This is a genomic window from Paenibacillus sp. FSL W8-0187, assembly GCF_037969755.1.
GTDB lineage: Bacteria > Bacillota > Bacilli > Paenibacillales > Paenibacillaceae > Paenibacillus_AQ.
Genome location: NZ_CP150206.1, coordinates 5,179,251 through 5,204,240, shown reverse-complemented (window position 1 = coordinate 5,204,240; position 24,990 = coordinate 5,179,251). Strand labels below are relative to the sequence as shown.

The window sequence follows — 24,990 nt, the reverse complement described above, 5'->3', positions numbered from 1 at the left end:
GAAAGCCAGGAGTCGGCGGTACAGAAACTGTGGGAACGTATTATCGATGCAACCCGCATTGACCAGGAAAATCCGGTTGAAGCATGGGGCAGACATAATGCGAAGCTGAGCGAATGGTGACCTTCCTGAATGACAAACGCTACAAGCAGCTTCAATATGAAGCTCCGGGCACATCGCTGACCATTGATCTTCCGGAAGGACATGTTTGGCTTGGCGGAGCCAAAGAGAATACGCGCGGAGTTTGGTTTAATCCCAATATTCCGACTGAGGAAGTCTACACGCTTCCAAGCAAGGATGGCGTAAACGGAACCGTGCGCAGCACAAAGCCGCTTAACAATAACGGCGTCATTATCGATGGGTTCTCGCTGACGTTTAAGGATGGCAAAGTCGTTGACTTCAGTGCCGAAAAGGGAGTTGAGGCGCTAGAGAAGCTGTTGGATACGGATGAAGGAGCAAGAGTTCTGGAGGAAGTAGCGCTGGTTCCTTATGATTCTCCGATTTCAAACTCGAATGTTATTTTTTACAATACTTTGTTCGATGAAAATGCATCTTGTCACCTTGCGCTTGGCCAAGCCTATCCTGTAACCCTAAGGGCGGTACGAATATGGACGAAGAGGAACTGGCAAAGCATGGAGTAAATAACAGTTTGATTCATGTCGATTTTATGATCGGATCCGCTAAGCTTTCCATTGATGGAATAACGCAGGATGGCCGCAAAGAAGCGGTATTCCGGAATGGAAACTGGGCATTTTAAATCTTGGATCAATGACAGCACGGAGCGATTTTTTTGAATGCGGGAAGTTATCAACTTTTTTGTGCGTAGAAAGTACGTCGATAGACGTTTTTCTAATCATTCCATAGTTTAAAGCTCCATTATTAAACAAAATGACGCCGCAAAAACTCCAGAACCTGCGCAAATGCCTGCCGAACATTTTCTTTGTCCAGCTGCATGTCAAATAAGTGGTCCTCACCTGGAAGGGTCAGAAGCGTATGCTCAACTCCCGCACTTTGCAACCGCCGCGCCATACCGATAGATTGTTCACAAGGCACATCCTGATCATCCTCCCCATGCAGCAGCATAGTAGGCGGGAAAGAGTCGTTCACAACTTGTGCCGGACATAGCAAGTCCAGCTTCTCCTTATCCTTATGAAAGTCTAACCCTGTAACCTCCTGAGCCCAGATTCCTTGTTGACGATAGTATAAATAGAGCCCAAATCTTTGCTGGATGGAGCTTTCGGCAAGCGTTCGCCTTGTGATCAACCGGTCGGCCAGTTCTTTAGGCACAGTAGGTTTTTGCAGATAGAACGAGCTTGGGTGCGAAGACCAGCTGGCTTGAATATCCCCATAGCCATAAAAAGACACAACCGCTTTCAAAGCCGGCTCCCTGGATCCGGCGAGAAGAGCAAGGTATCCACCTGCGGAACTCCCTACGACGGCTATAGCGGATGGCTCAAAGCCAAGCTGAGTGAAAGCATTCTCTCGTAGCCAGCGAAGAGCATCCTGAATATCTTCAATAATAGCTGGAAGCCGCGTTTCAGGGGCTAGTCGATAATCAATGGACAGAACGTGCAAACCAGCCAGATTGTACTGCTTCACCTGTTCTTGCAAAATATCTTTTCTTGAACCAAATATTAATCCGCCTCCATGAATATAGACAATCACAGCGGAACTAGTCTGACAAGCACTGTAAAAGTCTCCAAGCAAATCAACACCTTCAACTGTTTTATAACAAATCGTTCTCATCGTTAATCCCCCTATCTTTGACTTCATTTTCTACATTGTTTATCCTTTATACATAGATATAAAGGAGCTGATCCGCGCGCATCAACTTCAAAGGCAACCCATCGGGCATGAGTGTAAGCGAATACACCCATTACGAATACACCATTATGCTATACTCCACCCTTACTCCGACGCAATACAATTAAGAAGACGTCAGACTTGCAATCATAAGGAGTTAAAGATATGGAATTCAGAGTAGAACATGTATTGAAGATGGCTCGACTGCAGCATGCAAAAGTGCTAGGGGGCAGCAAAGGGCTTACGAATATAATAAAAGGCATCACAATTATGGAAGCTCCCGACATCGCAGATTGGCTGAAAGGCGGAGAGATGCTGCTGACCAGTCTATATCCGATCCTCAATTATACAGAAGCAGAGCAGCGCGAATTTATCTTCCGCTTGGCTGACAAAAGCGTCAGCGCCATATTGATCAAAAACCACCGTTTTGTTAAGAAGATTCCCGAGGCAATCATAGAAATAGGCGAACAGACGGGGCTGCCAATTATCCAAATCCCACAGGACATCCCTTATGTAGATGTGCTCTATCCGGTTATGGAAGAACTGTTTAATAACCAGGTAATGAAGCTCAAATATTTTAAAGAGGTGCATGATCGCTTCACTACACTCTCCTTAACAGATAGCGGTATGGAACCAATAATCACTACATTGGAACAATTAATCGGAAACCCTGTTGCCATCTATGACCGAAATTTTGTCTGTATGACTCATACTTCCTTGTACACGATTCCCACACACCAACAGGAGCATATTGTAGAACGCGAGAAAATATTCGAAACCAAATTTCCTTATTATTGGATAACTACGCAAGTTACCGAACCGGAGATGAAATCGCTCCACCATGTAGTCGTGCCTATTCGTACAGTAAACCGTATTAAGGTGCATCTCGTTATCACCGAAATCCATAAACAATTAGAAGAATTAGATTTCATTGCAATAGAGAATGCCGCTACTGCTCTGTCTCTAGAACTGGTCAAGCAATTTGCTGTGGCGGAAGTCGAGCGGAAATATAAAAATGATATCATTGATGATCTGCTTTCAGGTAAAGGTCAGATGTCGGAGACGGTGTATCAACGAGCTAACCTGATCGGCTGGGATTTAGATCGATCATATGCCGTGCTTTTGTTTCATGTGAAAGAAGAGTTCATCTCGTTCAACCAACAAGAAATGTTTAAACCTAAAAACTTGCGCAGACTGCAGAGTAAAACGTTTACTTACTTACACGAAGCAATTGACTCTCATTTTGCGGATGCTATTACGCGTAGCCGAAGCGATACCATCATTCTGCTACTGCCTGTTGATTCGCAGGAAGGGAAAGAGAAAATCTGGTTGCCAGCAGTTAAAGACAAAATCCGCGGGATTCAAGACAACATCCGCACGAAAACGAAAGATATTGTAGTACAGGTCGGCATCGGCAATGTGGTGGCAACTGTCATGGATATTTCGAGAAGCCATCAAGAGGCGCAAGAAGCCCTGAACCTCGGCGGTACACTCTACGGTAGCGAATCGATTACCGCCTTCGCCGAGCTTGGTTTATTCCGCCTGCTCTGTCAGTATCCAGATCCTGCCGTACTGACCTCGTTTATTCCCGCTTCTTTAAATAGGCTCGTTCAAAGCAAAAGTGCCATCAAAAAAGATTTGCTGCATACGCTTGAGGTCTTTTTGCAGCATAACCAAAATGCTGCCAAAGCAGCTCAGGATTTGTTTGTCCATTACAAAACGGTCATGTACCGACTGGAACGGATCAAAGAAATTAGCGACATGGATTTCGATAATTCTGAAGAGATGCTGGAAACCCGGGTTGGTCTAAAAATTCTGAATTTAATAAATAACGAAGAAGAACACTAAAAATTTTAACTAAAAAGCCCCTGTTTTTAGCCAAGGTGGATAAAGAAGCTGTTAATCTTTTATCCACCTCTGTTAATGACGCCTATATCGGTAAGCGCTTACAATTGAGGTGTAAGAAAGTTAATCAGCACTTTTGAAGCACTTTTATCATCGTAGAAAGGAACGGTAAGTATGGGAGAACTAAGTAAAGATATCATGCAGATGTTAGAATGGCTCGGATATTTCGGAAATGATCCTGAAGGAGGTATTACCAGACTTCTTTATTCTAAAGAATGGCTCAACGCTCAGAAAGCTCTAGAAGATTGGATGAACAAAGAAGGCTTCCATGCTCACTTTGATGAGGTGGGCAACCTGTTTGGAGGTCTACAAGGAACGAAGTATCCGGATGAAACGATTTTGACCGGTTCTCACGTGGATACAGTAAGCAATGGCGGTTTATACGATGGACAATACGGTATTGTCGCAGGTCTGCTTGCGGTTAAATATTTACAAGAAACCTATGGTCAGCCGTTGCGCAATCTTCAGGTTGTATCGATGGCTGAAGAAGAAGGCAGCCGTTTCCCATATACATTCTGGGGGTCAAAAAACATCGTAGGCACAGCAGAACGCAAAGAAGTAGAGAGCATTGTTGATTTTGATGGCGTAGCTTTCGTGGATGCGATGAGAGAATGCAACTTTAATTTCCGCCAGGAATCTAGAGAACTTCGCAAAGACCTGAAAGCGTTTGTAGAAATCCATATCGAGCAAGGCAGTGTTCTGGAAACAGAGCAAAAACCCGTTGGTGTAGTCCACAGCATTGTAGGCCAGCGCAGATTTACCGTAGAAGTGATAGGTGAGGCTAACCATGCAGGTACGACCCCGATGAGTTACCGCAAAGATGCTGTCCAAGCTGCAAGCGCTATGATCTTTGACGTCATAAGCCGAGCGGACAAACACGGAGATCCGTTAGTGGCAACGATCGGCAAAATCGAAGTGAAGCCAAATGTAGTTAACGTCGTTCCAGGATACGCCTTATTCACGATGGACATTCGTCATACCGAGAAAGACGTACTTGTTCAATTTACGGAAGAAATTACGAATTCCATTAAGAACATTGCAGAAGAACGGAAAGTAGAACTGAAAATCGATATGTGGATGGATGCAAATCCGGTTCCTATGGATAAACATGTCGTAGAAGTCATTGAACGCGAGTGTCGGGAACAAGGCTTGAATTATAAACTGATGCATAGTGGGGCAGGGCATGATGCCCAGATTCTGGCTCCTTTTGTACCATCGGCCATGATCTTTGTACCAAGCAGGCAAGGAATTAGCCACAATCCGGCTGAATATACCGAGCCTTATGATCTAGCCGAAGGTGTGAAGGTTCTGATCGGAACTTTGTATAATCTGGCATACAAAGAATAAACGACGTCTTGGCAAATAACTTGCCTACAACCTTATTATAAGGAGCAGAAAAAAATGAAGGTACAAACCCCTACTACACCTAAACAAGGTGGACTTGAATATTGGAAAAAGGTCGTCATTTTATTTTGCCTTGGTTGGACTGTCATCTGGATATACAGAACAATACTGAATCCGATTTTACCGGAAATCAAAATACAACTTGGCGTTGAATCGGATGCCAGCATGGGTCTGATCTCTAGTTTGTTTTTTCTGGCATACACTTCAATGCAGATTCCATCCGGCTTTATGGCTGATAAATTCGGAAAAAAAATAATGTTAATTCCGGGTTTCCTTATCTTTGCTTTCGGAGTCTTTACTGTCGGAATCGCACCGTCTCTGATTTTCCTCCTGGTAGGCAGCTTCCTGGCAGGACTTGGACAAGGAACGTACTACGGACCTGCTTATTCGATCTCATCGTCCACAATCCCGGCCGAGAAGCGGGGCTTCTCTACCGCTATTATCAACAGTGGTTCAGCGCTCGGAATGGCTATCGGGTATATCGGTTCCTCTTACTTGGTGAAAGGGCTAGGTTGGGACTGGAGACCGCTGCTCGTTGTCACAACTGTCCTGATTATTATTATGGCGATCGCCTTTGCCAAAGTAATTAAGGAAAAACCGGCATCGAATAACGTTGCAGCTAACAAGGAAAAAGATGCAGATGATAAAGCAACGATGAAGACGCTCTTTGGGGATATCCGAATGATCTCCGCTTACGTAATTTACTTTGCAATATGTTACGGGTATTACATGATTGTGACTTGGCTGCCAAGTTACCTGCAAATGGAGCGCGGATTCCAAGGTGCTGCTATCGGTTTTGCCTCAGCACTGGTTGCCTTTGCATCTGTGCCAGGTGCGCTGTTGTTCAGTCGGTTATCCGACAAGTTCAAGAACAAGAAGATTATGGTTGTAATTATTTTGCAAGTGATTGCCGCAGTTACCTTGTATCTAACAGTAGCTATTCAAAGCAACGAACTGCTGATGTTGTTCCTGATTATGTACGGTTTCTTCGGTAAACTGGCTGTTGATCCGATCATGATCTCCTACGTAGCAGATATTGCGCCTAAGCAAGGGTATAGTACAACATTCGGCGTATTTAACTTCTTCGGAATGATGTCCTCGGTCATCGCTCCGTTCGTAACTGGCTTGATTTCAGACGCTACAGGCAGTAAGGTTTTGGGCTTTTACCTAGCTATCGGCATCATTATTGTAGGCACTGTATTCCTGTTCTTCGCAAATTTAAGGAAGCGCCCTGCGCTGTAAAAGAACAATAGCATTTATTTCACACACAAACTTAAGAGAAAAAGGAGATACACACAATGGGTTATCCAACTGATCTGCTGTCCAGCCGTTCTATCATTAAACATGGCAAATATGCCTTAATCACTCCGGAAGGCCTGGTTAATAACGTAGTACCGGGCTTTGACAACTGCACGATATCGATTCTGGCATCCCCAAAACTTGGAGCAAGCTTTGTCGATTATATGGTTACCATGCACAAAGGCGGCGCAAATACAGATGGTTTTGGCGGACAAGAACAGATCGAAACTTTCGTTTATGTGCTGGAAGGTGAAGTCGAGGCATCTGCTGCTAACAAGTCGTATAGGCTGACAAGCGGTGGATACCTGTACTGTCCGCCAGGAACGAAGATGTATCTGAACAACTTGGTAGACGGCGACAGCAAACTGTTCCTGTACAAACAAAAGCATAAACCGTTAAAAGACTTGAAACCATGGGTCGTATCCGGGCATTCAGGCAACATTCCTGAAGAAGATTATGACGGAATGACAAATATGAGAATTCAGGATTTACTTCCGAAAGATCTTGCTTTCGATATGAATTTTCACATATTAACCTTCGATCCGGGCGCATGTCATCCATTCATCGAAACGCATGTACAAGAACATGGAGCTTACCTGCTGTCTGGTGAAGGACTGTACAATCTGGATAACAAGTGGATTCCGGTAAAACAAGGCGACTATATCTTCATGGGTCCATATGTACAACAAGCTTGCTATGCAGTTGGTCGCGAGAAACTGGCTTATGTTTACTCTAAAGATTGCAATCGGGATGCGGATCTCTAAACTCGTGCCATGTAGAAAATCGAATGAACAGAGGTGTTAGCATTGAAAATATTCAGACAACAGTTACACGAGTTAATCACAACAAAGCTGCACATGGCGGGTTTAACAGAAGAACATGCCGCCGGTGTAGCAGATGTTCTGGTCCATGCCGACATAAGGGGCATTCATTCTCACGGCGCTATGCGAGTGGAATACTATGCGGAACGAATCGCTAAAGGCGGATTAAATACAAGTCCCGAGTTTAAATTTAACAAAACGGGTCCCAGCACAGCGATATTTGATGGGGACAATGGAGTAGGTCATGTCGCTGCCAAACTAGCTATGGATGAAGCCATCGAGATGGCCAAGGAACACGGGATAGCAGCTGTTGGCGTCAGAAGAATCGGACACAGCGGAGCCCTATCCTATTTTGTACGGCAAGCAGCCAAATCCGGAATGATCGGTATTTCGATGTGTCAATCCGATCCGATGGTCGTACCCTTCGGCGGCTCAGAACCTTATTACGGGACGAATCCGATTGCATTTGCCGCTCCTAGCCAGGATGGACGGATCATGACGCTGGACATGGCGACGACGATACAAGCTTGGGGCAAAATCCTTCATGCCAGATCAAGACACGAGTCGATCCCGGATTCATGGGCAGTCGATAAAGAAGGCCATTCGACGACAGATCCTTTTAAAGTCAATGCCTTACTCCCAATTGCCGGTCCAAAGGGATACGGTCTGATGATGATGGTGGATGTGCTCTCAGGTATTCTGCTCGGCCTGCCATTTGGGAATAAAGTTTCATCGATGTACCATGATCTAACCGAATACCGAAATCTTGGTCAGTTTCATCTTGTCATTAACCCCGCATTTTTTACGGACCCTGACATGTTTAAACAACATATTTCGAATACCATGGACGATTTGAATCAGATCAAACCGGCGCCTGGCTTTGAGCAAGTGCTGTTCCCCGGACAAAATAATGATCTGATTCAAGAACAATACGAGAAAAACGGGATTGAAATGGTAGACGATATTTATGAATACCTGATATCAGACGTCGTTCATAGAAATCAGTATGACAACAAAGATCCATTTGCCAAGTAACTTCACCAATTGTCTATTCTGACTGAAGAGGAGCTTGTACTTATGTTATATTCCATCATTAAAGAAAATTCCTATCAAGATTCCGTTAACCTCATGCTCTTAACAAACAAAATTTCCACGCTGGACGGAGTAGAGCAAGCCTCTATTATGATGGGGACACCTGCGAATAAAGATATTTTCCATAGTACCGCCATGTACACGGATGAACTCGATAAAGCGGGCCCTAATGATATGTGTATCGTAATCAAGACCGATAGTCAAGAACACGTATCCGAGGTGTTAGATACTATTGAAGCGGAACTGAAAAATCAGGCGGTAAGCAGTAACAAGCAGGAATTCCAATCCGTACGGACTTGGGACAAAGCGCTGCAAGCGCTCCCGAATGCCACTCTAGCTCTTATTTCTGTCCCTGGCCAATACGCAGCGGAAGAAGCGGAACAAGCAATTGACCGTGGGTTGCACGCTTTTATCTTTAGCGATAACGTTGACGTCCAGGACGAACTGCGTCTGAAACAGAAAGCGCATGACAAAGGCTTGCTGGTCATGGGTCCAGATTGCGGAACCGGAATTGTATCCGGTGTTCCGGTAGCCTTTGCCAACGTAGTACAACAAGGCAACATTGGCGTTATCGGTGCTTCAGGCACAGGCATTCAAGAAGTTACCACCCTCATTGACCGGTTGGGCAGCGGCGTGAGCCAGGCAATCGGGACAGGCGGACGCGATCTGTCTGAACCGATTGGAGCGATTACGATGCTGGATGCGATTCAAGGACTAGAACATCACAAAGCTACTGAAGTGATCGTCGTTATTTCCAAACCGCCTGCCATCGAAGTACGGAATCAGGTCGTTCGACTGTTACATCGTATATCCAAACCGGTAGTCGCTATCTTCGTCGGCGAAGAGCCAGAAACACATGAAGGCACAGTACATTATGCCTATACGCTGGAAGAGACTGCCATGATAGCCGTGGATTTGTCTAAAGGCAGAGAAGTTAGAGCGAACTACAATAAACTGAACGTTGAGGTTCCACAGACGAAGCTGGCACCGGAGCAGACAACGATTAAAGGTCTGTATTCCGGTGGTACACTCGCTTACGAAGCTGCGGTTCTTATGTCCAAAGGCTTGGAACTGGGACAGTTGATTCATGAAGATGGATACATGTTAAAAGCTAAAGGTCATGAAGTGATTGATCTGGGAGATGACAAATATACACAAGGTAAACCACACCCGATGATTGATCCAGAAACGAGAATCCATTACATCGAGCAGGCAGCCCAGGATAAATCCACAGCGATTATTATGCTGGATGTCGTTCTAGGGTACGGTTCACATGAAGATATGGCTGGCGCACTTTTGCCTGTCATTGAGAAAACACAGAGTGAAGCTGCAGCACAAGGCAAAAGCTTATATTTCGTAGCAACGGTGTGTGGCACCGAACAAGACCCGCAAAATTATCAAGAGCAAAAGGCCAAACTTGAACGAGCAGGCGTTATTGTTAAAGACAGTAACAATCAGGCTGTGCGAACCGCTCTGGCGATGATGGGCATCCAGCTTCAGGATAAGGATAAATCATTCATTCCTGCAGTGCAGACCGAACAAGGAAACATCAACGTATCTGAATCCATTGTTAAACTGCTGAGCGGAAAGCCAGAAGTTGTGAATGTGGGGCTTAAGAAATTTGTAAATGCAGTAACCAGCCACGGCGGAAATGCCGTTCACTTTGACTGGCGCCCGATAGCTGGAGGCAATGAGAAGATGCGGAAAATTCTGAGCCTGCTCAAATAAATTAAAGTTTGAACAACCTCTTAAATAAAAGGAGATATGCAGCATGTATGGACCATATCAAACGATCGATGAAGCCAATCAGGCAGTCATTCAAAAAATTGTAGCCGGTGCCCCTTTCTTGGTGGATGTCGTTCCTGCCAAATCAGTTGTGGAGCAATTAAATGGACAGGTGCTTCTGCATGCTGGTCCACCCATTTCATTCGCAAACATGACAGGCCCCATGCAGGGCGCTTGTATCGGGGCGGTCTTGTTTGAAGGTTGGGCAGCCAACGAAGAACAAGCGATGAAGATGTTGGAGCAAGGAGGGGTAACCTTCATTCCGTGCCATCATGTCAAAGCTGTGGGGCCGATGGGCGGAATCACCTCCGCTAACATGCCGCTGCTAGTGGTAGAAAATCAGACGGATGGTAACCGCGCATTCTGCACCATGAATGAAGGGATCGGGAAAGTGCTACGCTTCGGAGCCTATTCCGAAGAGGTCATTCAGCGTCTGCAATGGATGAGAGATGTGCTGGGCCCTATACTTTCTAAAGCTCTACGCCAGACTGAGCAAGGTCTGAATATTAATGTGATGATCGCGAAGGCAATCACAATGGGTGACGAATTCCATCAGCGGAATATCGCAGCTTCTCTCGTATTTCTAAAAGAAATAAGTCCTTATATTTTACAAACCGATGCAACCGAAACAGACAAATTGGCTGTAGTGAAATTTCTGGCTGATACCGATCAGTTCTTCCTGAATGTTGCTATGGCAACCTCTAAAGCGGTACTGGATGCTGCAAGAATGATTGAGCACGGTACTGTCGTAACGGCGATGTCGAGAAATGGCCAAAACTTCGGAATTCGAATCAGCGGCATGGGAGACGAATGGTTTACCGCTCCAGTTAATACGCCGCAAGGTTTATTCTTCACCGGTTATTCCCAAGACATGGCGAATCCTGATATCGGTGATAGCGCCATTACGGAGGCATTCGGTGTAGGAGGCATGGCCATGGTGGCTGCTCCAGGTGTGACCCGCTTCGTAGGTGCGGGCGGTTTTGACGATGCACTGGCAACCAGCAGCGAAATGGCTGAAATTTGTATTGGCCATAACCCTAACTTTACGATTCCAACTTGGAACTTCCAGGGAATCTGTCTCGGTATTGATGCAAGAAAAGTCGTTGAAACAGGCATCACACCGGTAATTAATACCGGGATTGCCCACAAAGAGCCAGGAGTTGGTCAAATCGGGGCAGGTACAGTTCGCGCACCTCTAGCTTGTTTTGAAAAAGCGCTTGAAGCGTATGCCCAAAAATTGGGTCTAATCTAAACAACACGAAGGAACAGAGGAGAGTGGCAGTCGCATGAAATATTTAATCCAAGTAGATGGAGTATGCAGCGCAGCTGTTCTCCCTCTCCTACATGGCGGTAAGCCTGGATGTGTGCATAGTATATTTCACAATGGCTGAAATATCCGGATGGGAGATGGGCTTATTTTTATAGGCACCACAAAGAACGGGCAGCTTCCTTTCGGCATCCATCTGGAAGACAAACAAGTGCCAAAGCTCATTTCTATGCTCCAACAAGATGAAGAAGATCAGATGATTCATTATGACAGCGATACATCGTCTCTTCTCTTCTCTTCCTTCTGTATAAAATTAGATCCTCAGGCAACTTATCAATCTGGGATAGGACCGAGAACGGAGCAGCCGGAATCGCTGCTTCATCTTTTGAATGCGTTTGCAACCGAGCTGCTTATCCATAATCAGCCGACAGGCACAGGGATTTCGATAGATCATTTCATTGAATGTTTCATTAACGAAGCACATGCAACTTGTTCGGTTAGTGAACAAAAAATGATGCAGCTAATAAATACTGTACGAGCCGGGAACTTGTCACAGATAGATGAAATACTCAGATATTGGATTGGACGCGGAAAAGGCCTAACCCCTGCCGGTGATGACATACTGGCGGGAATGCTCGCGGTGGATGCAACAGCAGGGATATTCACGGATACGTTCCGTTTACAATTATCTGAACTGGTGGAGAAAGAAACACTAACTACCGATATCAGCCGGGAATACCTAAAGTACGCGCTGAAGCGAAACTTCAGTTCAGCAGTGACAGGTGTCATGAATGCTCTTCTGCAACGAGATGCAGACAGCTTGATTAAGCGGACCAGGGAATTGCTGCTTGTAGGACACAGCTCAGGCCTGGATACAGCATTCGGCATACTGATCGGTATGCTGATTATTAGGAGGAATTCAAATTGGCACAAAAAGTTGTGATTGCTCTTGGCGGCAATGCTATTTTACAACCTAAACAACAGGCAACCTATGAGAATCAAATTGAGAATATCCAGAAAAGCTGTGAAGTGATCGCCCGCATAGTGAGGCAAGGTTATGATGTCATTATTACGCATGGGAACGGTCCTCAAGTTGGGAATATATTGCGTCAGCAGGACGAAGCCAAAGAAGTGGTCCCGCCGTTTCCGCTGCATGTGTGCAGTGCGGAATCCCAAGGCTTTATCGGGTACATGATGGACCAATGCTTAAAAAATGAACTGCAAAAACTGGGACTAAATCAGGCTGTTACAAGCATCCTGACACAAACGGAAGTGTCGTTGAAAGATCCTGCATTTTTAAACCCAACTAAACCTATTGGTGTGTTCTACAGTGAAGAAGAGGCCAAACGTCTTGCTGAAGACAAAGGCTGGGTTGTCAAAGAAGATGCAGGCAGAGGCTGGCGTCGCGTTGTTCCATCTCCAATGCCTCAATCCATTGTTGGTGCTGATGTAATCAAGTCCCTGGCTAGTCAGGGAGCCATTGTCATTGCAGCAGGTGGAGGAGGTATTCCTGTATCCCGGCAGACAGACGGGACCCTTGTCGGTGTTGAAGCCGTCATCGATAAAGATCGCAGCGGATATCAGCTGGCCCAGGATGTGCAGGCGGATATCTTTATGATTCTGACCGATGTTCACAATGTATATGTGAACTACGGAAAGCCGAATCAAAAATCACTGGAAACGATATCTCTGGAAGAAGCCAAGCGATATGCGGATGAGGGTCAGTTTAGTGTCGGAAGTATGGGCCCTAAGATGGAATCAGCCATAGGCTTTGCAGAAAAGGGCGGCATTGCTATCATTTGTTCCCTGGATCAGGCTGACCTCGCTCTGGAAGGAGGAGCGGGTACCCGCATCGTCCAGGATAATCTGCTGCGCTGTATGTAATGAAGGATTGATAAACCAACACTTTTTCCGCAGGATACAACGTTAGAATCAACAAAGGAGCTTGCTACCATTACCAGTGAATGCAACTCCAGTTTCTTTGAAGCAGGAGAAATTGATATTGGCAACACAAATAATAAGAGTGTTTTGGGAACTATGACTTGTTGTTTCAAAGTCACGTTTATATCAGAAATCTATGCCAAAATCAATAAACGATTTAGAGGCTGGGATGAGAACAAACGTTCCAGGAAATGATTGACATCTAAATAGATCAAATATATACTATTATCAAATCGGAAGAAGAGCGGGAGAAGCACCTCGCAGGACAGGCTATGAAGCCTTTCTTGTGGGGTGCTTTTTGCTCTTCCTTTGAGGATGATATGGATAAGGGAGATGATTGTATTGCTGCAACGAAGAAGAACTAAATGGTATTTAAACGCTTTAGCCGTCCTAGTCATGTGTTTTCTTTTTGTCGCTAGACCAGCTTATGCAGAGGCTTCAAATACAGGGTGGGATGCTGCATTAACAACAATTGATCAGTTGCATGACAGCCTTACCTCATTGGAATTAGCCAATAAACAGGATAAGCAGCAAATACAGGTGCTGCGCAAACAAAACAATGACAAACTTAAAGAAATTAATTCGAAAGTACAGCTCATTGACAAGGTAAAGCTCGACAAGTTAAAGACAGAAGCAGACCAGACTCAGAAAAAATACGCTCCTATGCTTGCGGAATATACTGATCTCGGCAAGAAAGCGACAGAAGCAAGGAAACGCAAAGATCGAAAGTCCGCTCTTCTGTATGATCTCAAGCGAAACCGTATAAAGGGTGCTGTTAATACGGCGCGACAGGAAATCAAATTGAAAAAGGATGCTCTAACAGCTGCGAAGAAGCAGGCTGCCGCAAAAGCCAAAATCGTCAAAGATGCTTTATTACCAGTGCAAACGCTAAAGAAACAAATCACAGCCGAGAACAAAAAAATAACAGACTTCAATAAAAATAAAAATGAAGTGAATAAACGTTATAAAGCAGCTGTCAAGGAGGGAGATGCTGTGAAGGCTGCTGCAGAATTGAAACGGATCGTTGATGATGCTAACCAGATTCATGCTCTACAGAAGAGGATATTTGAATGGGAGGGGAATATTAGGAGTACAATTCATGCTGCAGATGCCAAGCTATCGAAATAAGTGTTTATTTACGGATGTACCCAGCTTCCAAATGATGAACGGAAGCTCGTTAATTCACTTGTTGTAGCTAAGCGGTGACATCGAAAATCTTTACGCACTCTGAATAAGCCAATCTCATTACCCAAGAGCAAAGAGCCCGTGCAAGACAAAGGCTCTTTGCTGTAAAGCACTAGTCGAAGAAGAAATCCGACAGTCCGCGCCATTTACCGGATCGTTTGATCTCTTCCAAAAGCACGGTTGCGCCAGCAATATATTGCCTCGAAAATCCCGAATACGCCGACGACTGCGGCGACCAGAATAACCGCCCAAACGCCGAAAACGGTCATCGTCACTGTAGTTCCTTTATCCGCCAGCAGAAGCGCACTGCCGACAACCCAGAGGAAGTCTAGCACTGTAATAACAAGCACGGCCGCTGGAGAAACAATGCTCCTGGATGCGATCCCTACGAGAAATGCGACGAATACGAGCAGGAAAACACCAGTTGATACCAAACCGGTTCTACTGTCTAATCCAGTCCATTCAGCAACATACCCGGGAAATAATAACAACAGCAACCCGCATGCTCCGGACGAAACGGAATTTATCACCAGAACTTTGCGGATGAAAGTTTCTCCTGTAGGCGTTATAGCTCCATTTGGATATTGTAGCATGGAGGGCTCTGACACAACAATATGATAAAGCTATGGATATACTCAGTTGACCTTGCAACCGAAGGTAGCGTGGGGGATTTCTGCGTTATTAAGGGTTGACGACAAAAATATGTTGCTACTCGTATGGATGCAGCTATTTTACAGCAATCGTTCCGACACGGCTGAGAAGCTCCATTGTATTGGATGCATCCCCAATCGTGCCTTCCACTATCTTTTCCGTGCTCTGTTTTACCTTGAAGCCATTTAAACCAACGCTTATATCCGATGAGTCGCTGCTTGCGGTAAGCTTTAACGAAGCAGGGGGTGTTTTATAAGATACGGCGATATCTCCCGATTGTGTTTCTACTCGCAGCAACGTTCCCTCTTCGATCTCTTTGACGGATACTTCCCCATAGGTTGAAGTGATCTTCATCACGGGACTGGTCACGTCTGTCATATAGTTGGCGCCGCTGCCTGTGGTTACCGTTAATTCGTTTAGCGAGCTGTCTTTCAATTTGATATCCCCGTCTTTGGAAGTAAACACACCCTTTTCTGCTGAAAGTCCTTCGATGTTCTCAGACCCCGAATTGTTGGCGATGACAATGTTTTGCGCCGCTACATTCTTCATCTTGATGTCACCTGCATGATTGTTCAATGTAATCGTATCGACTTCACGGTCGGGAATCGAGATATAAATCGTCCCTTTTTTGCCAAAAGTGAACCCTGCCATGGCACTACCCTGGTCTTCCTGGGTAACAACAATTTTATTCCCGTCATGTTTAATCGTTACAGGGGCGCTCTTATTGTTCTGCCGCTTGCCTTCGCAAGCGATGGTGATGTTCGGGGAATCGGAACGCTTGAATTCAATGTCCCAAGATTCGTTGTTGACTTCAATTTCTTCAATGCGGTTAGCTTCGTAGGAAGATTCATGGTTATAACTTGTTGATTTCCCTATGCCTTGGCAGCCCATAACTAACCCGCCAACGGTAAGCAAAACAAGCGAAGAGGTTATGATTTTCCTCATGCTCTAGTCCTCCATTCATATACGGTGAAATTTTAAGCTACATCGGTTCGATCTACTTTATGAAAAGAAAGATAGCCAAGGATAAGGCCAAGCAGACAGAGAGCAATCGGGATGGCGATGAAATGAAACAGACTGGTCGAACTTCCCCCGTCAGACACCGTTGTGTTAACCACGAATCCAATGACGACAGCCGAGGTGATCGTGGAAGCCGTCGATTTTTTTCGCATGCCAAAAGATAAAGGAATCAGGCTGATTCCAGCTATCATAAATGCATGGATCAGCGTTGCTGGAAGGGTAGCCGTCATGTCACCAATATGCACCGGGTCTTCGAATAAACCGATCATCGGATTCAAGAAGTACACTAACAAATTGATCACAAACGTAGAGACGATGATGCTGAAGAAGCTAAATCCAAACACAATCGATAACTTGGCTTGAATGATTTTTTTTCGCTGCAAGGGGTAGGTAAATAACACTTGGATCATGTTGCTCTTGTATTCCTCAATCACTAAACGTGATAAAATAACGCTCGCGAAAATGATATAAGTGATGCGCATTAAAAGATCCGTTAAAGTAATGAATTCAGTATAATTTTGAAACAGCGGTTCACTATCACCGCTAGGGCCCTGGGACATCAATGCAGCGGCGGAGAAAATAGCCACGATACAAACGGCCAATCCTTTAAAATAACGGGATATGTTACTTTTTTGCCATTCCAGCTGTATAAGTTTAAGCATAGCGTTTGCCTCCATGAATGAGATTGATGAAGTACTCTTCTAATGATCCGGCATGTTGTCTTCGAATATCATTCATCTTGACTTCATTTAATAGTTTTCCCTGATGAATAATGCCAATCGTATCGGCGACCGATTCGATTTCGGATACGATATGACTCGAAATTAAAATGGTCGTTCCGTATCTCTCCTTTAAATGCAAGAAAAGCTCCCGCATTTCCTTAATCCCGATCGGGTCAAGCCCATTGATAGGTTCATCCAGAATAAGAATATCGGGTTTCGTAACAATCGCGCGCGCAATCCCTAATCGCTGCTTCATCCCTAAAGAGAATTCATGGATTTTTTTCTTCCCCACACCCTGAAGACCTACGATCTCCAGCGCTTCCTTGATCGCTGTCTTATCGCGATAGTCCATGTATCTACAATGAAACTCCAAGTTGGCCTCCGCTGTCAGCCGGTCGTAAAACACGGGGTATTCAATGATGCTGCCGATTCTTTTTAAGTATTGAACCGATGTTGGCAGAACCAGCTGATCGAATACTTGGATATCACCGGAAGACGGTTTTACCAGATTTAAGATCATTTTCATAATGGTTGTTTTACCGGCCCCATTCGGACCTAAAAATCCGTAAATTTCCCCTCTGCTGATACTCATATTGACGTTTGTAATGGTTTCCGTGCCCTTGAATGCTTTGCTTACTTGATTGATTTGAATGGCGGCGTTCACTTGTCATTTCCTCCCTTAATGATGTGCTACACTAAGCTTAGGGAACGAAAGTAAAAATAAAGTAAACACAATGGAAAAAGCTCGTAACATTTTAACTAGAGTAAACTCGGGATCTTGTAAATAGAGTAAGATAGAAAAGTGAATACACAGGATAAAGCTTGAAGTGAGGGGAAAATCGCAATGGAATCTGCATCCATACTAGCTGTCGATGATGAAATCGGTATTTTGAAGCTATTGGAGATCACGCTTCGCAAAGAGAATTTTACGCATATCGACACCGCATCATCGGGCAAAGGCGCGCTGCAGCGCATCAAAGAAAAGGCATATGATATGATTTTGCTCGATATTATGCTCCCGGATCTAAGCGGTTTTGAACTATGTGCGGAGATTCGGAAACATACGAATGCACCGATTATTTTTATTAGCGCACGCTCCACCGACTTCGACAAATTAACGGGTCTAGGGATCGGCGGGGACGATTATATTACCAAGCCGTTTAATCCACTGGAGGTCATTGCCCGAATCAAGGCGATCCTTCGCCGGCAAAGGTTTATGGAGAATGCTCATCAACAAAACACGGCGTTCGATTACGGGTACTTCTCTTTTCATCCGGAATCGGCAACGTTAACCGTGAAGCGTCAACCTGTAGAATGCACGGCGAAGGAGCTGGAGCTGCTGCATTTCTTTTGTAAACATCCGAATCATATCTTCACGACGGCTCAGCTTTACGAATTGGTATGGGGAAATGATGTGTACGGGGAAGAAAAAACGGTCACGATCCATATCGCCAAGCTGCGAAAAAAACTCGGCGATGATACCCGAAAACCAAAAATTATCGTGAATTTGCGGGGAATCGGTTATAAATTCATCCCCCCGAATGAGGCACTGTCATGCGAATAAAAACTCGATTTACGATTCATTTGGCATTAGGACTTATTCTATGGATGCTTGGCACGGGTGTACTCGTTGTTATTATCCTTGAAGGCCTTCTTCCCTTGCTCGGTATCCATGTCAGTCTAGATGATGAAGGACTGTTTGTCGGATGGATCTTTGGTGCGAGTACGCTGCTGTGCATCGTCTTGTTTGGATGGTATTTTGGCGGACCGATCGGATTCATCATGGCCTGGATTCATCGACTCTCGCAGGACAACTATGAGCAACCTGCCGATTTGCCTCAAATATATACCCGTAAAGGGAAACTTCGCATGCGGTTCCGCCTGTATCAGGAGGTGCTTGAGTATCTTCAATCCTTGAGAGTCAAACTGCAAGCGAACGAAATCGAGAGGAGCCAAATCGAAGAAGCCAAGCAGGAATGGATTGCGGGGATTTCTCATGATTTGAAAACGCCGTTAACCTATATCAAAGGCTACTCAGCGCTTTTATTGAATGAGCAGTACGAGTGGTCGAAAGAAGAGGCGATCTCTTTCATTCGGGAAATGGACGACAAAGGAAAGCATATGGAGGAATTGATTCAAGATTTAAGCCTCGTCACACAGCTCAATCGCGCTGACGGCGCTTTGCCATTACAGAAGACGAATCAAGATATCGTAGAATTTACAAAACGGGTAGTTGCCGATATCAGCAATAGTCCGCAAGCGAGCAGCTATCATTTGCATTTTCAAGCGGATCCACCTGCCATTTATGTTGATTTTGATTTGAAATTCATGCAGCGCATCCTGCAAAATATGATGATGAATTCCATCCTCCACAATCCTGAACATACGAATATATATGTACAGATTGCGGACACAGGAGAGCATGCTGTAATCCGCATCAAGGACAATGGCGTAGGGATGCCGGCCCATATGGTGGAGCACCTATTCCAGCAATATTACCGGGGCACGACCACGGATTCTACCTCTGAGGGCACGGGACTCGGAATGGCGATTGTCTACAAGCTGGTTCAGGTTCATGACGGCACAATTAGTGTAGAAAGTGAGCCTTCACAAGGAACTTCGTTCACGATTCGATTGCCGAAAAACTAAGGGGGAGAACCATTTGAAGAAACTGCCGACCATTCAATTGGAAAGATTGACATTACGGCCTTTCCGTCTAGATGATGCCAAAGTTGTTCAACAATTAGCAGGGGATCCATATATTGCGGAAACAACATTATATATCCCGCATCCGTATGAGGATGGGATGGCAGAACAATGGATAGAAACACATGCTCATAACTTTAATGAAGACCGATCACTGGAACTAGCTATCGTACATAAAGAAGAACAGCATGTAATAGGCGCTATCTGTATTGGATGTAATAGGAATTTTGATCATGGTGAACTTGCATATTGGATTGGGAGACAGTATAAGAACAATGGATATTGTACGGAAGCGGCAAAAGGTATCGTACGGTATGCGTTTGACGAAATGAAGTTGAACCGTATATTTGCCCGTTATCTGGGGAAAAACCCTGCATCGGGTAAAGTCATGGAAAAGTTAGGAATGAAATATGAAGGTCGTTTAAGACAGCATGTAAGGAAATGGAACCAATATGAAGACCTCGTGTATTATGGCCTTTTAAGGGATGAATATATTTCGGAGAACAGCTAAGAAATCGCAGGGGAAGTAGAATCCGAAAAACAAACGATTATTCAGGTGTTTTTGTCTTTCACCTTTCTATTACTCTAATAATATACTATATCATTCTCATACAAGGAGTGATATAGATGGCAAACAGTGATATACGTCTTGCACTTTGGTCAGGCACTAATTTTTCAGTTCGTCGGATTCTCTTCAGACGAGGAGGCGTTGCGGTCCGTGATCTGGGTGCGTTTCGGTTTGACAATATTCTCTCGAGTTTCCGACTCCGAAATGTTGTGCAGAGCTCTGAAATAACGCTTGTATTATTTTCGAGAATTAACTTTCAGGGATCGTTCCGTGTGTTCCGCGGCAGCCAAAACGTAGCGAACTTAGGGAATTTTAACTTTAACAATGTAACATCTTCGTTCATTGTTGTAGGACGCAATCTTACTGACGCTGAAATATCCCAAATCCAAAGCACCGCCAGACCACCTCAAGACATCCTCGTCATTAGACAGTAATAGGGTGAAATGGATAACTAAAAGTGGCTCATTCCTCAATAGAGGATGGGCTGCTTTGTTTTTCAGCTAACAACATCTTGACAATAACAGGAAACCTGTTATTCTATAACCGACAGTCAGTCGGTCGGTGTAGAGGAGGTGTAACAATGAGAGTTGTAAAAAAAGCGGAAGAACGCAGGAACGAAATCCTTGAAGCCGCGGATGAGCTCTTTGGTCAGAAGGGTTTTGACGGCACAAGTACAAACGATATTCTCGAAAAGGTCGGGATTGCGCGGGGAACCTTGTATCATCACTTCAAGTCGAAGGAGGATATTATGGATGCGTTGATTGATCGGTATAGTGACGCTCTTCTGGATGCGGCACAGGTCATTGCCGCCGACAAGACGATACCCGTAGTCGAACGCATTATCCGCGTTGTGATGGCAATGAACTTAAGCGGCGGAAGCAGCAAGGAAATTATGGAGCATATTCACAAGCCGCAGAACGCGCTGATGCATCAAAAAATACAAAAGGTCATCATCAACGGCCTTCCGCCGATCCTGACAGCAATCATCCTCGAAGGCATTGAGCAGGGAATGTTCAGCACACCGTTTCCGTATGAATGCATGGAAATGGTTGTGATCTATGCGAATACCGTTTTTGATGACGATATGATTACCTTGACGAATGAGGAGCGCGGTTCACGAATGCTGGCCTTTGTTTGCAACGTAGAAAGGCTGCTCGGTGCAGCAAGCGGAAGTCTGATGGACGTCATGCAGATGTTTGGTGGAGGAGACGAGAGCGGCCATGAATAAACCAGAGAAGTCTTTCAAGAAATTTCTCCTACTGTGGTCGGGACAGCTTATTTCAACCATAGGAAACGGGCTCACATCGTTCGGGCTTGGGATTTATGTTTTCCAACAGACGGGAAAGGCTTCGGCCATGGCGCTTGTAACCTTGCTTGCGTTCATGCCATCGTTACTCTTAAGCGCATTTGCCGGAGTGCTTGCGGACCGCTATGACCGCAGACTGTTAATGGTGCTAGGCGATAGTCTTTCTGCGATCGGTCTTGTATTCATCCTCATATGCATGCTTCGCGGAGAAGCACAGCTATGGCAAATTTGTGTGGGTGTTACCATAAGCTCGGTGTTTTCATCGCTGCTTGACCCCGCATACAAGGCTACGGTTACGGATTTGCTGACCGAGGAGCAGTATACAAGGGCAAGCGGTTTTGTTCAGGTGGCAGGATCGGCAAAATTTCTGATTTCGCCGATCCTTGCGGGATTTTTGCTCACCGTTACGGATATAAAGCTGCTGCTTGTCATCGACATTTGCACTTTTTTTGTCACCGTTGCAACTACGCTTGCCGTCCGCAGGGGCCTTGTCTCCAAGACATACGAACACACGCAATCGTTCATCCACGAAATCAAAGCCGGTTGGAACGCTGTCTCTACTAACAGAGGTGTGCTTGTTCTTGTGATTATGACATCGGTGCTGACATTTTACCTTGGAGTTATTGAAACACTCTCCATTCCTATGCTGCTGACGTTTACAAGCAGCTCCGTCGTAGGGATGATAGAAACCATTATCGCTTCGGGAATGCTCGTATCCAGTGTCATTATAGGATTTCTTCCCATTCAAAAGGGTTATGTGAACATTCTTTCGATTTCTTTGTTTGGTGTAGGCGTGTTTATGATGGCGTTCGGATTTCGAGAACATATTGCCTTGATCTGTATTTCGGGATTTCTGTTTTTTGCAATGCTTCCGTTTGCCAACACAAGCCTGGATTTTCTAGTTCGTACCAACATTGATAATTCCGTTCAAGGCAGAGCCTGGGCACTGATCGGAATCCTTTCCCAGCTTGGATTTGTAGTGGCTTATGCCCTTTCGGGTGTTTTGGCGGATTATGTGTTCACCCCTTTTTTAGTTGAAGGTGGCGTGCTTTCTGACAGTGTGGGAAAAATCATCGGTACGGGACTCGGCAGAGGGATGGGATTTCTCATTATCATCGCCGGGATGCTGTTATGTGTAACTTCGGTCATTCTGTATAAATTAAAGTCGGTAAAAATGCTTGAAAACAGAGGTGTCTTATGTACTCCAGAATAATCCGCAATGATCTTTTAAAAAGCAAAGCCACTACGCTAACAACTATGGTATTTGTCGCTGCTGCGGCAATGCTTGTTTCGCTAGCGGCGATCCTCGTCGTCAATCTCTCGGGTGCGCTTAACACATTGATGACGCAAGCTAAAACCCCGCATTTTATGCAGATGCATTCCGGTGAAATAGATACTGCGCGGCTTTCGGCTTTTGCGGAGCAGCATAGCAATGTGGATGATGTACAAGTGATAGAATTTCTCAATATGGATGGTGCGCGGATACGATTAGGCGAACATTCACTTGCGAATAGTGTCCAGGATAACGGATTTAGCATGCAGAGTCAAAAATTCGATTATCTTCTTGATCTCGACGGTAACATCATTAAACCCGCCATCGGCGAGTTGTATGTTCCAATAAGCTATATGAAGGATGGCACCACCAAGGTCGGTGATCAGGCGGTCATTAGTGGGAAGGAGTTTATCGTTGCGGGATTCCTCCGGGATTCGCAAATGAATTCTACACTCTCGTCATCCAAGAGATTTCTTGTACATGAACATGATTACGCGGAAATCAAGGCCCTCGGCAGCATGGAGTATCTGATTGAGTTTAGATTAAAGGATTTATCTGAGCTCGGTTCATTTGAAACGGCTTATGCTTCCGCAGGACTTGAAGGAAATGGACCAACCGTTACATATAAGCTTTTTAAAATGATGAACGCACTTTCCGATGGGTTGATGATCGCGGTTATACTTCTTGTGAGCGCGCTTGTCGTGGCCATCGCATTGATGTGCATACGTTTTACGCTCCTGGCGAAAATCGAAGACGACTACCGCGAGATTGGCGTGATGAAGGCAATAGGGCTGCGTGTTTCCGACATAAAGAAGATGTATCTTGCGAAATACGCAGCGATTGCCGCGGCGGGTAGTATGCTCGGTTTTGCACTGTCGGTTATGTTCCAAGGCATGCTTCTTGAAAATATAAGGCTGTATATGGGGGAAAGCGAAAATTCAGCTTATGCTTTATTGTTCGGAATCATCGGCATACTGCTTGTATTTCTTGCCATCATCGCCTATGTAAGCGCAATGTTGAAACGTTTTCGGAACATATCCGCTGCAGAAGCCATACGCTTTGGTACTTCGCAGGAGAAAAACACAGGCGCCAAAGGTTTTAATCTAAGTGGAAACAGGCTGTTGAATACGAATGTTTTCCTCGGTATCCAAGATGTTCTCGCAAGGAAAAGGCTTTACGCTACAAGCCTAACGGTGTTGGTGATTGCAGCTTTTATCATGATTGTTCCACAGAATTTGTACAACACCATCTCCTCTACAAGCTTCATCCAATATATGGGGATCGGAAACTATGATATACGTGCTGACATACAGCAGACCGATAACATTTCAGAGAAAACGGCTGAACTACGAAATGCGATGAGCAGCGACCGTGCCATATCCAAGGTTGCCGTCCTTACAACAAAAGCATTTAACATCAAAACAGAAGACGGTTCTGAGGAAAACATAAAAATCGAACTCGGTGACCATTCCATATTCCCAATTGCCTATTCCATAGGCAGAGCACCCGCCGCAGAGGATGAAATTGCACTTTCGGCTATGAATGCTGATGAGCTGAGCAAGAAGGTCGGTGATGTCATTTCGCTGGTGATGGAGGGACAGGAGAAGGAACTAACGGTAAGCGGAATATATTCCGACATTACCAACGGCGGCAAGACCGCAAAGGCGGTATTCACCGACAATTCGGCGGATATGATGTGGAGCATCATCTGCGCTGAACTTTCGGATAAATCTCTTATCGGCGTTATGATTTCAGATTACGCGGACAGGTTTGATTTTGCCAAGATTTCAGATATTGATGAATTTGTTACACAGACATTCGGCTCAACGATAAATTCCGTCAAGAAGGCTTCACACGCCGCAATGGCTGTTGCGCTGATAATATCGGTACTGATTACCCTGTTGTTTATGAAAATGCTTGTTGCTAAGGACCGATATTCCATTGCTGTTATGAAAGCTCTCGGATTTACGAACACGGACATTAAGGTGCAATATGCTTCGCGTTCTGCATTTGTTCTGATTGTCGGCATTGTTCTCGGAACCCTTCTGGCAAACACGCTCGGAGAAATGCTTGCGGGTGCGGTTATCTCTTCGTTTGGAGCGTCGGCGTTCCATTTTGCGGTCAATCCGCTTTCGGCGTATCTGTACAGCCCGCTTATGATGATAGCCTCGATACTAATCGCTACCATGATCGGCACATCGGGCGCAGGACAAATAACAATATCCGAAAATATGAAGGAGTAGGC

22 protein-coding genes and 1 pseudogene are annotated in these 24,990 nt (G+C 45.1%); 18 read left to right on the top strand and 5 right to left on the bottom strand.

What is annotated here, in order from left to right; all coding sequences use genetic code 11:
- Positions 1-3: 3 nt before the first annotated feature.
- Positions 4-754, top strand: a pseudogene (locus tag MKY48_RS23450) (aminopeptidase); the annotation flags it as partial.
- A gap of 122 nt (positions 755-876) precedes the next feature.
- Here MKY48_RS23450 and MKY48_RS23445 read toward each other — a convergent pair.
- Positions 877-1,743, bottom strand: coding sequence for an alpha/beta hydrolase (locus MKY48_RS23445; RefSeq protein ID WP_339291153.1), 867 nt, complete (start codon positions 1,741-1,743; stop codon positions 877-879).
- 222 nt (positions 1,744-1,965) lie between these two features.
- Between MKY48_RS23445 and MKY48_RS23440 the strand changes: the two genes are divergently transcribed.
- From MKY48_RS23440 to MKY48_RS23395, 10 genes are all read left to right on the top strand, one after another.
- On the top strand, positions 1,966-3,648 hold the full coding sequence (locus tag MKY48_RS23440; protein ID WP_339291151.1) for a PucR family transcriptional regulator ligand-binding domain-containing protein: 1,683 nt from the start codon (positions 1,966-1,968) through the stop codon (positions 3,646-3,648).
- A gap of 171 nt (positions 3,649-3,819) precedes the next feature.
- Positions 3,820-5,052 (top strand): allantoate deiminase, encoded by a 1,233-nt coding sequence (allC, locus tag MKY48_RS23435; protein ID WP_339291149.1) that lies wholly within the window; start codon positions 3,820-3,822, stop codon positions 5,050-5,052.
- Between the two features lie 54 nt (positions 5,053-5,106).
- A complete protein-coding gene (locus tag MKY48_RS23430) occupies positions 5,107-6,351 on the top strand; it encodes an MFS transporter (RefSeq protein ID WP_339291147.1) in 1,245 nt (414 codons plus the stop codon).
- Positions 6,352-6,407: 56 nt separating this feature from the next.
- A complete protein-coding gene (gene allE, locus MKY48_RS23425) occupies positions 6,408-7,172 on the top strand; it encodes a (S)-ureidoglycine aminohydrolase (RefSeq protein ID WP_339291145.1) in 765 nt (254 codons plus the stop codon).
- A gap of 42 nt (positions 7,173-7,214) precedes the next feature.
- Entirely contained in the window at positions 7,215-8,264 is a 1,050-nt protein-coding gene (allD, locus tag MKY48_RS23420; RefSeq protein WP_339291143.1) for an ureidoglycolate dehydrogenase, read from the top strand.
- Positions 8,265-8,306: 42 nt separating this feature from the next.
- Positions 8,307-10,049, top strand: a complete 1,743-nt coding sequence (gene fdrA, locus MKY48_RS23415; protein WP_339291142.1) for an acyl-CoA synthetase FdrA — start codon at positions 8,307-8,309, stop codon at positions 10,047-10,049.
- A 43-nt stretch (positions 10,050-10,092) separates the two neighbouring features.
- Positions 10,093-11,358 (top strand): DUF1116 domain-containing protein, encoded by a 1,266-nt coding sequence (locus MKY48_RS23410; RefSeq protein ID WP_339291140.1) that lies wholly within the window; start codon positions 10,093-10,095, stop codon positions 11,356-11,358.
- Positions 11,359-11,584: 226 nt separating this feature from the next.
- Positions 11,585-12,316: a DUF2877 domain-containing protein gene (locus MKY48_RS23405; protein WP_339291138.1), complete on the top strand. Its 732-nt coding sequence runs from the start codon at positions 11,585-11,587 to the stop codon at positions 12,314-12,316.
- Positions 12,298-13,257: a carbamate kinase gene (gene arcC, locus MKY48_RS23400; RefSeq protein ID WP_339291136.1), complete on the top strand. Its 960-nt coding sequence runs from the start codon at positions 12,298-12,300 to the stop codon at positions 13,255-13,257. Before MKY48_RS23405 ends, arcC begins: the two co-directional genes overlap by 19 nt.
- 399 nt (positions 13,258-13,656) lie before the next feature.
- Positions 13,657-14,442, top strand: coding sequence for a hypothetical protein (locus MKY48_RS23395; RefSeq protein WP_339291134.1), 786 nt, complete (start codon positions 13,657-13,659; stop codon positions 14,440-14,442).
- A 203-nt stretch (positions 14,443-14,645) separates the two neighbouring features.
- Here MKY48_RS23395 and MKY48_RS23390 read toward each other — a convergent pair whose 3' ends face one another.
- The 4 genes from MKY48_RS23390 to MKY48_RS23375 all read right to left on the bottom strand — a co-directional run bounded on the left by MKY48_RS23390 (position 14,646) and on the right by MKY48_RS23375 (position 17,556).
- Entirely contained in the window at positions 14,646-14,996 is a 351-nt protein-coding gene (locus MKY48_RS23390; RefSeq protein ID WP_339291133.1) for a hypothetical protein, read from the bottom strand.
- 229 nt (positions 14,997-15,225) lie between these two features.
- Complete coding sequence (locus MKY48_RS23385) at positions 15,226-16,095, bottom strand: DUF4097 family beta strand repeat-containing protein (protein WP_339291132.1); 870 nt, start codon at positions 16,093-16,095, stop codon at positions 15,226-15,228.
- Between the two features lie 32 nt (positions 16,096-16,127).
- Entirely contained in the window at positions 16,128-16,832 is a 705-nt protein-coding gene (locus MKY48_RS23380) for an ABC transporter permease (RefSeq protein ID WP_339291131.1), read from the bottom strand.
- On the bottom strand, positions 16,825-17,556 hold the full coding sequence (locus tag MKY48_RS23375; RefSeq protein ID WP_339266640.1) for an ABC transporter ATP-binding protein: 732 nt from the start codon (positions 17,554-17,556) through the stop codon (positions 16,825-16,827). The genes MKY48_RS23380 and MKY48_RS23375 overlap by 8 nt, the downstream gene beginning before the upstream one ends.
- Before the next feature lie 180 nt (positions 17,557-17,736).
- Between MKY48_RS23375 and MKY48_RS23370 the strand changes: the two genes are divergently transcribed.
- From MKY48_RS23370 to MKY48_RS23340, 7 genes are all read left to right on the top strand, one after another.
- Entirely contained in the window at positions 17,737-18,456 is a 720-nt protein-coding gene (locus MKY48_RS23370; RefSeq protein ID WP_098747698.1) for a response regulator transcription factor, read from the top strand.
- On the top strand, positions 18,447-19,541 hold the full coding sequence (locus MKY48_RS23365; protein WP_339291129.1) for a HAMP domain-containing sensor histidine kinase: 1,095 nt from the start codon (positions 18,447-18,449) through the stop codon (positions 19,539-19,541). The genes MKY48_RS23370 and MKY48_RS23365 overlap by 10 nt, the downstream gene beginning before the upstream one ends.
- 13 nt (positions 19,542-19,554) lie before the next feature.
- Positions 19,555-20,109 carry a GNAT family N-acetyltransferase gene (locus MKY48_RS23360; protein WP_339266636.1) on the top strand — a complete coding sequence of 185 codons (555 nt, stop codon included), beginning with the start codon at positions 19,555-19,557 and terminating at the stop codon, positions 20,107-20,109.
- A gap of 116 nt (positions 20,110-20,225) precedes the next feature.
- Positions 20,226-20,600, top strand: coding sequence for a hypothetical protein (locus MKY48_RS23355; protein WP_215155536.1), 375 nt, complete (start codon positions 20,226-20,228; stop codon positions 20,598-20,600).
- A 146-nt stretch (positions 20,601-20,746) separates the two neighbouring features.
- Positions 20,747-21,394 carry a TetR/AcrR family transcriptional regulator gene (locus tag MKY48_RS23350; RefSeq protein ID WP_339291128.1) on the top strand — a complete coding sequence of 216 codons (648 nt, stop codon included), beginning with the start codon at positions 20,747-20,749 and terminating at the stop codon, positions 21,392-21,394.
- Positions 21,387-22,685, top strand: coding sequence for an MFS transporter (locus MKY48_RS23345; RefSeq protein ID WP_339291126.1), 1,299 nt, complete (start codon positions 21,387-21,389; stop codon positions 22,683-22,685). The genes MKY48_RS23350 and MKY48_RS23345 overlap by 8 nt, the downstream gene beginning before the upstream one ends.
- Positions 22,670-24,988 (top strand): ABC transporter permease, encoded by a 2,319-nt coding sequence (locus tag MKY48_RS23340; protein WP_339291124.1) that lies wholly within the window; start codon positions 22,670-22,672, stop codon positions 24,986-24,988. Before MKY48_RS23345 ends, MKY48_RS23340 begins: the two co-directional genes overlap by 16 nt.
- The last annotated feature ends 2 nt before the right edge of the window (positions 24,989-24,990 follow it).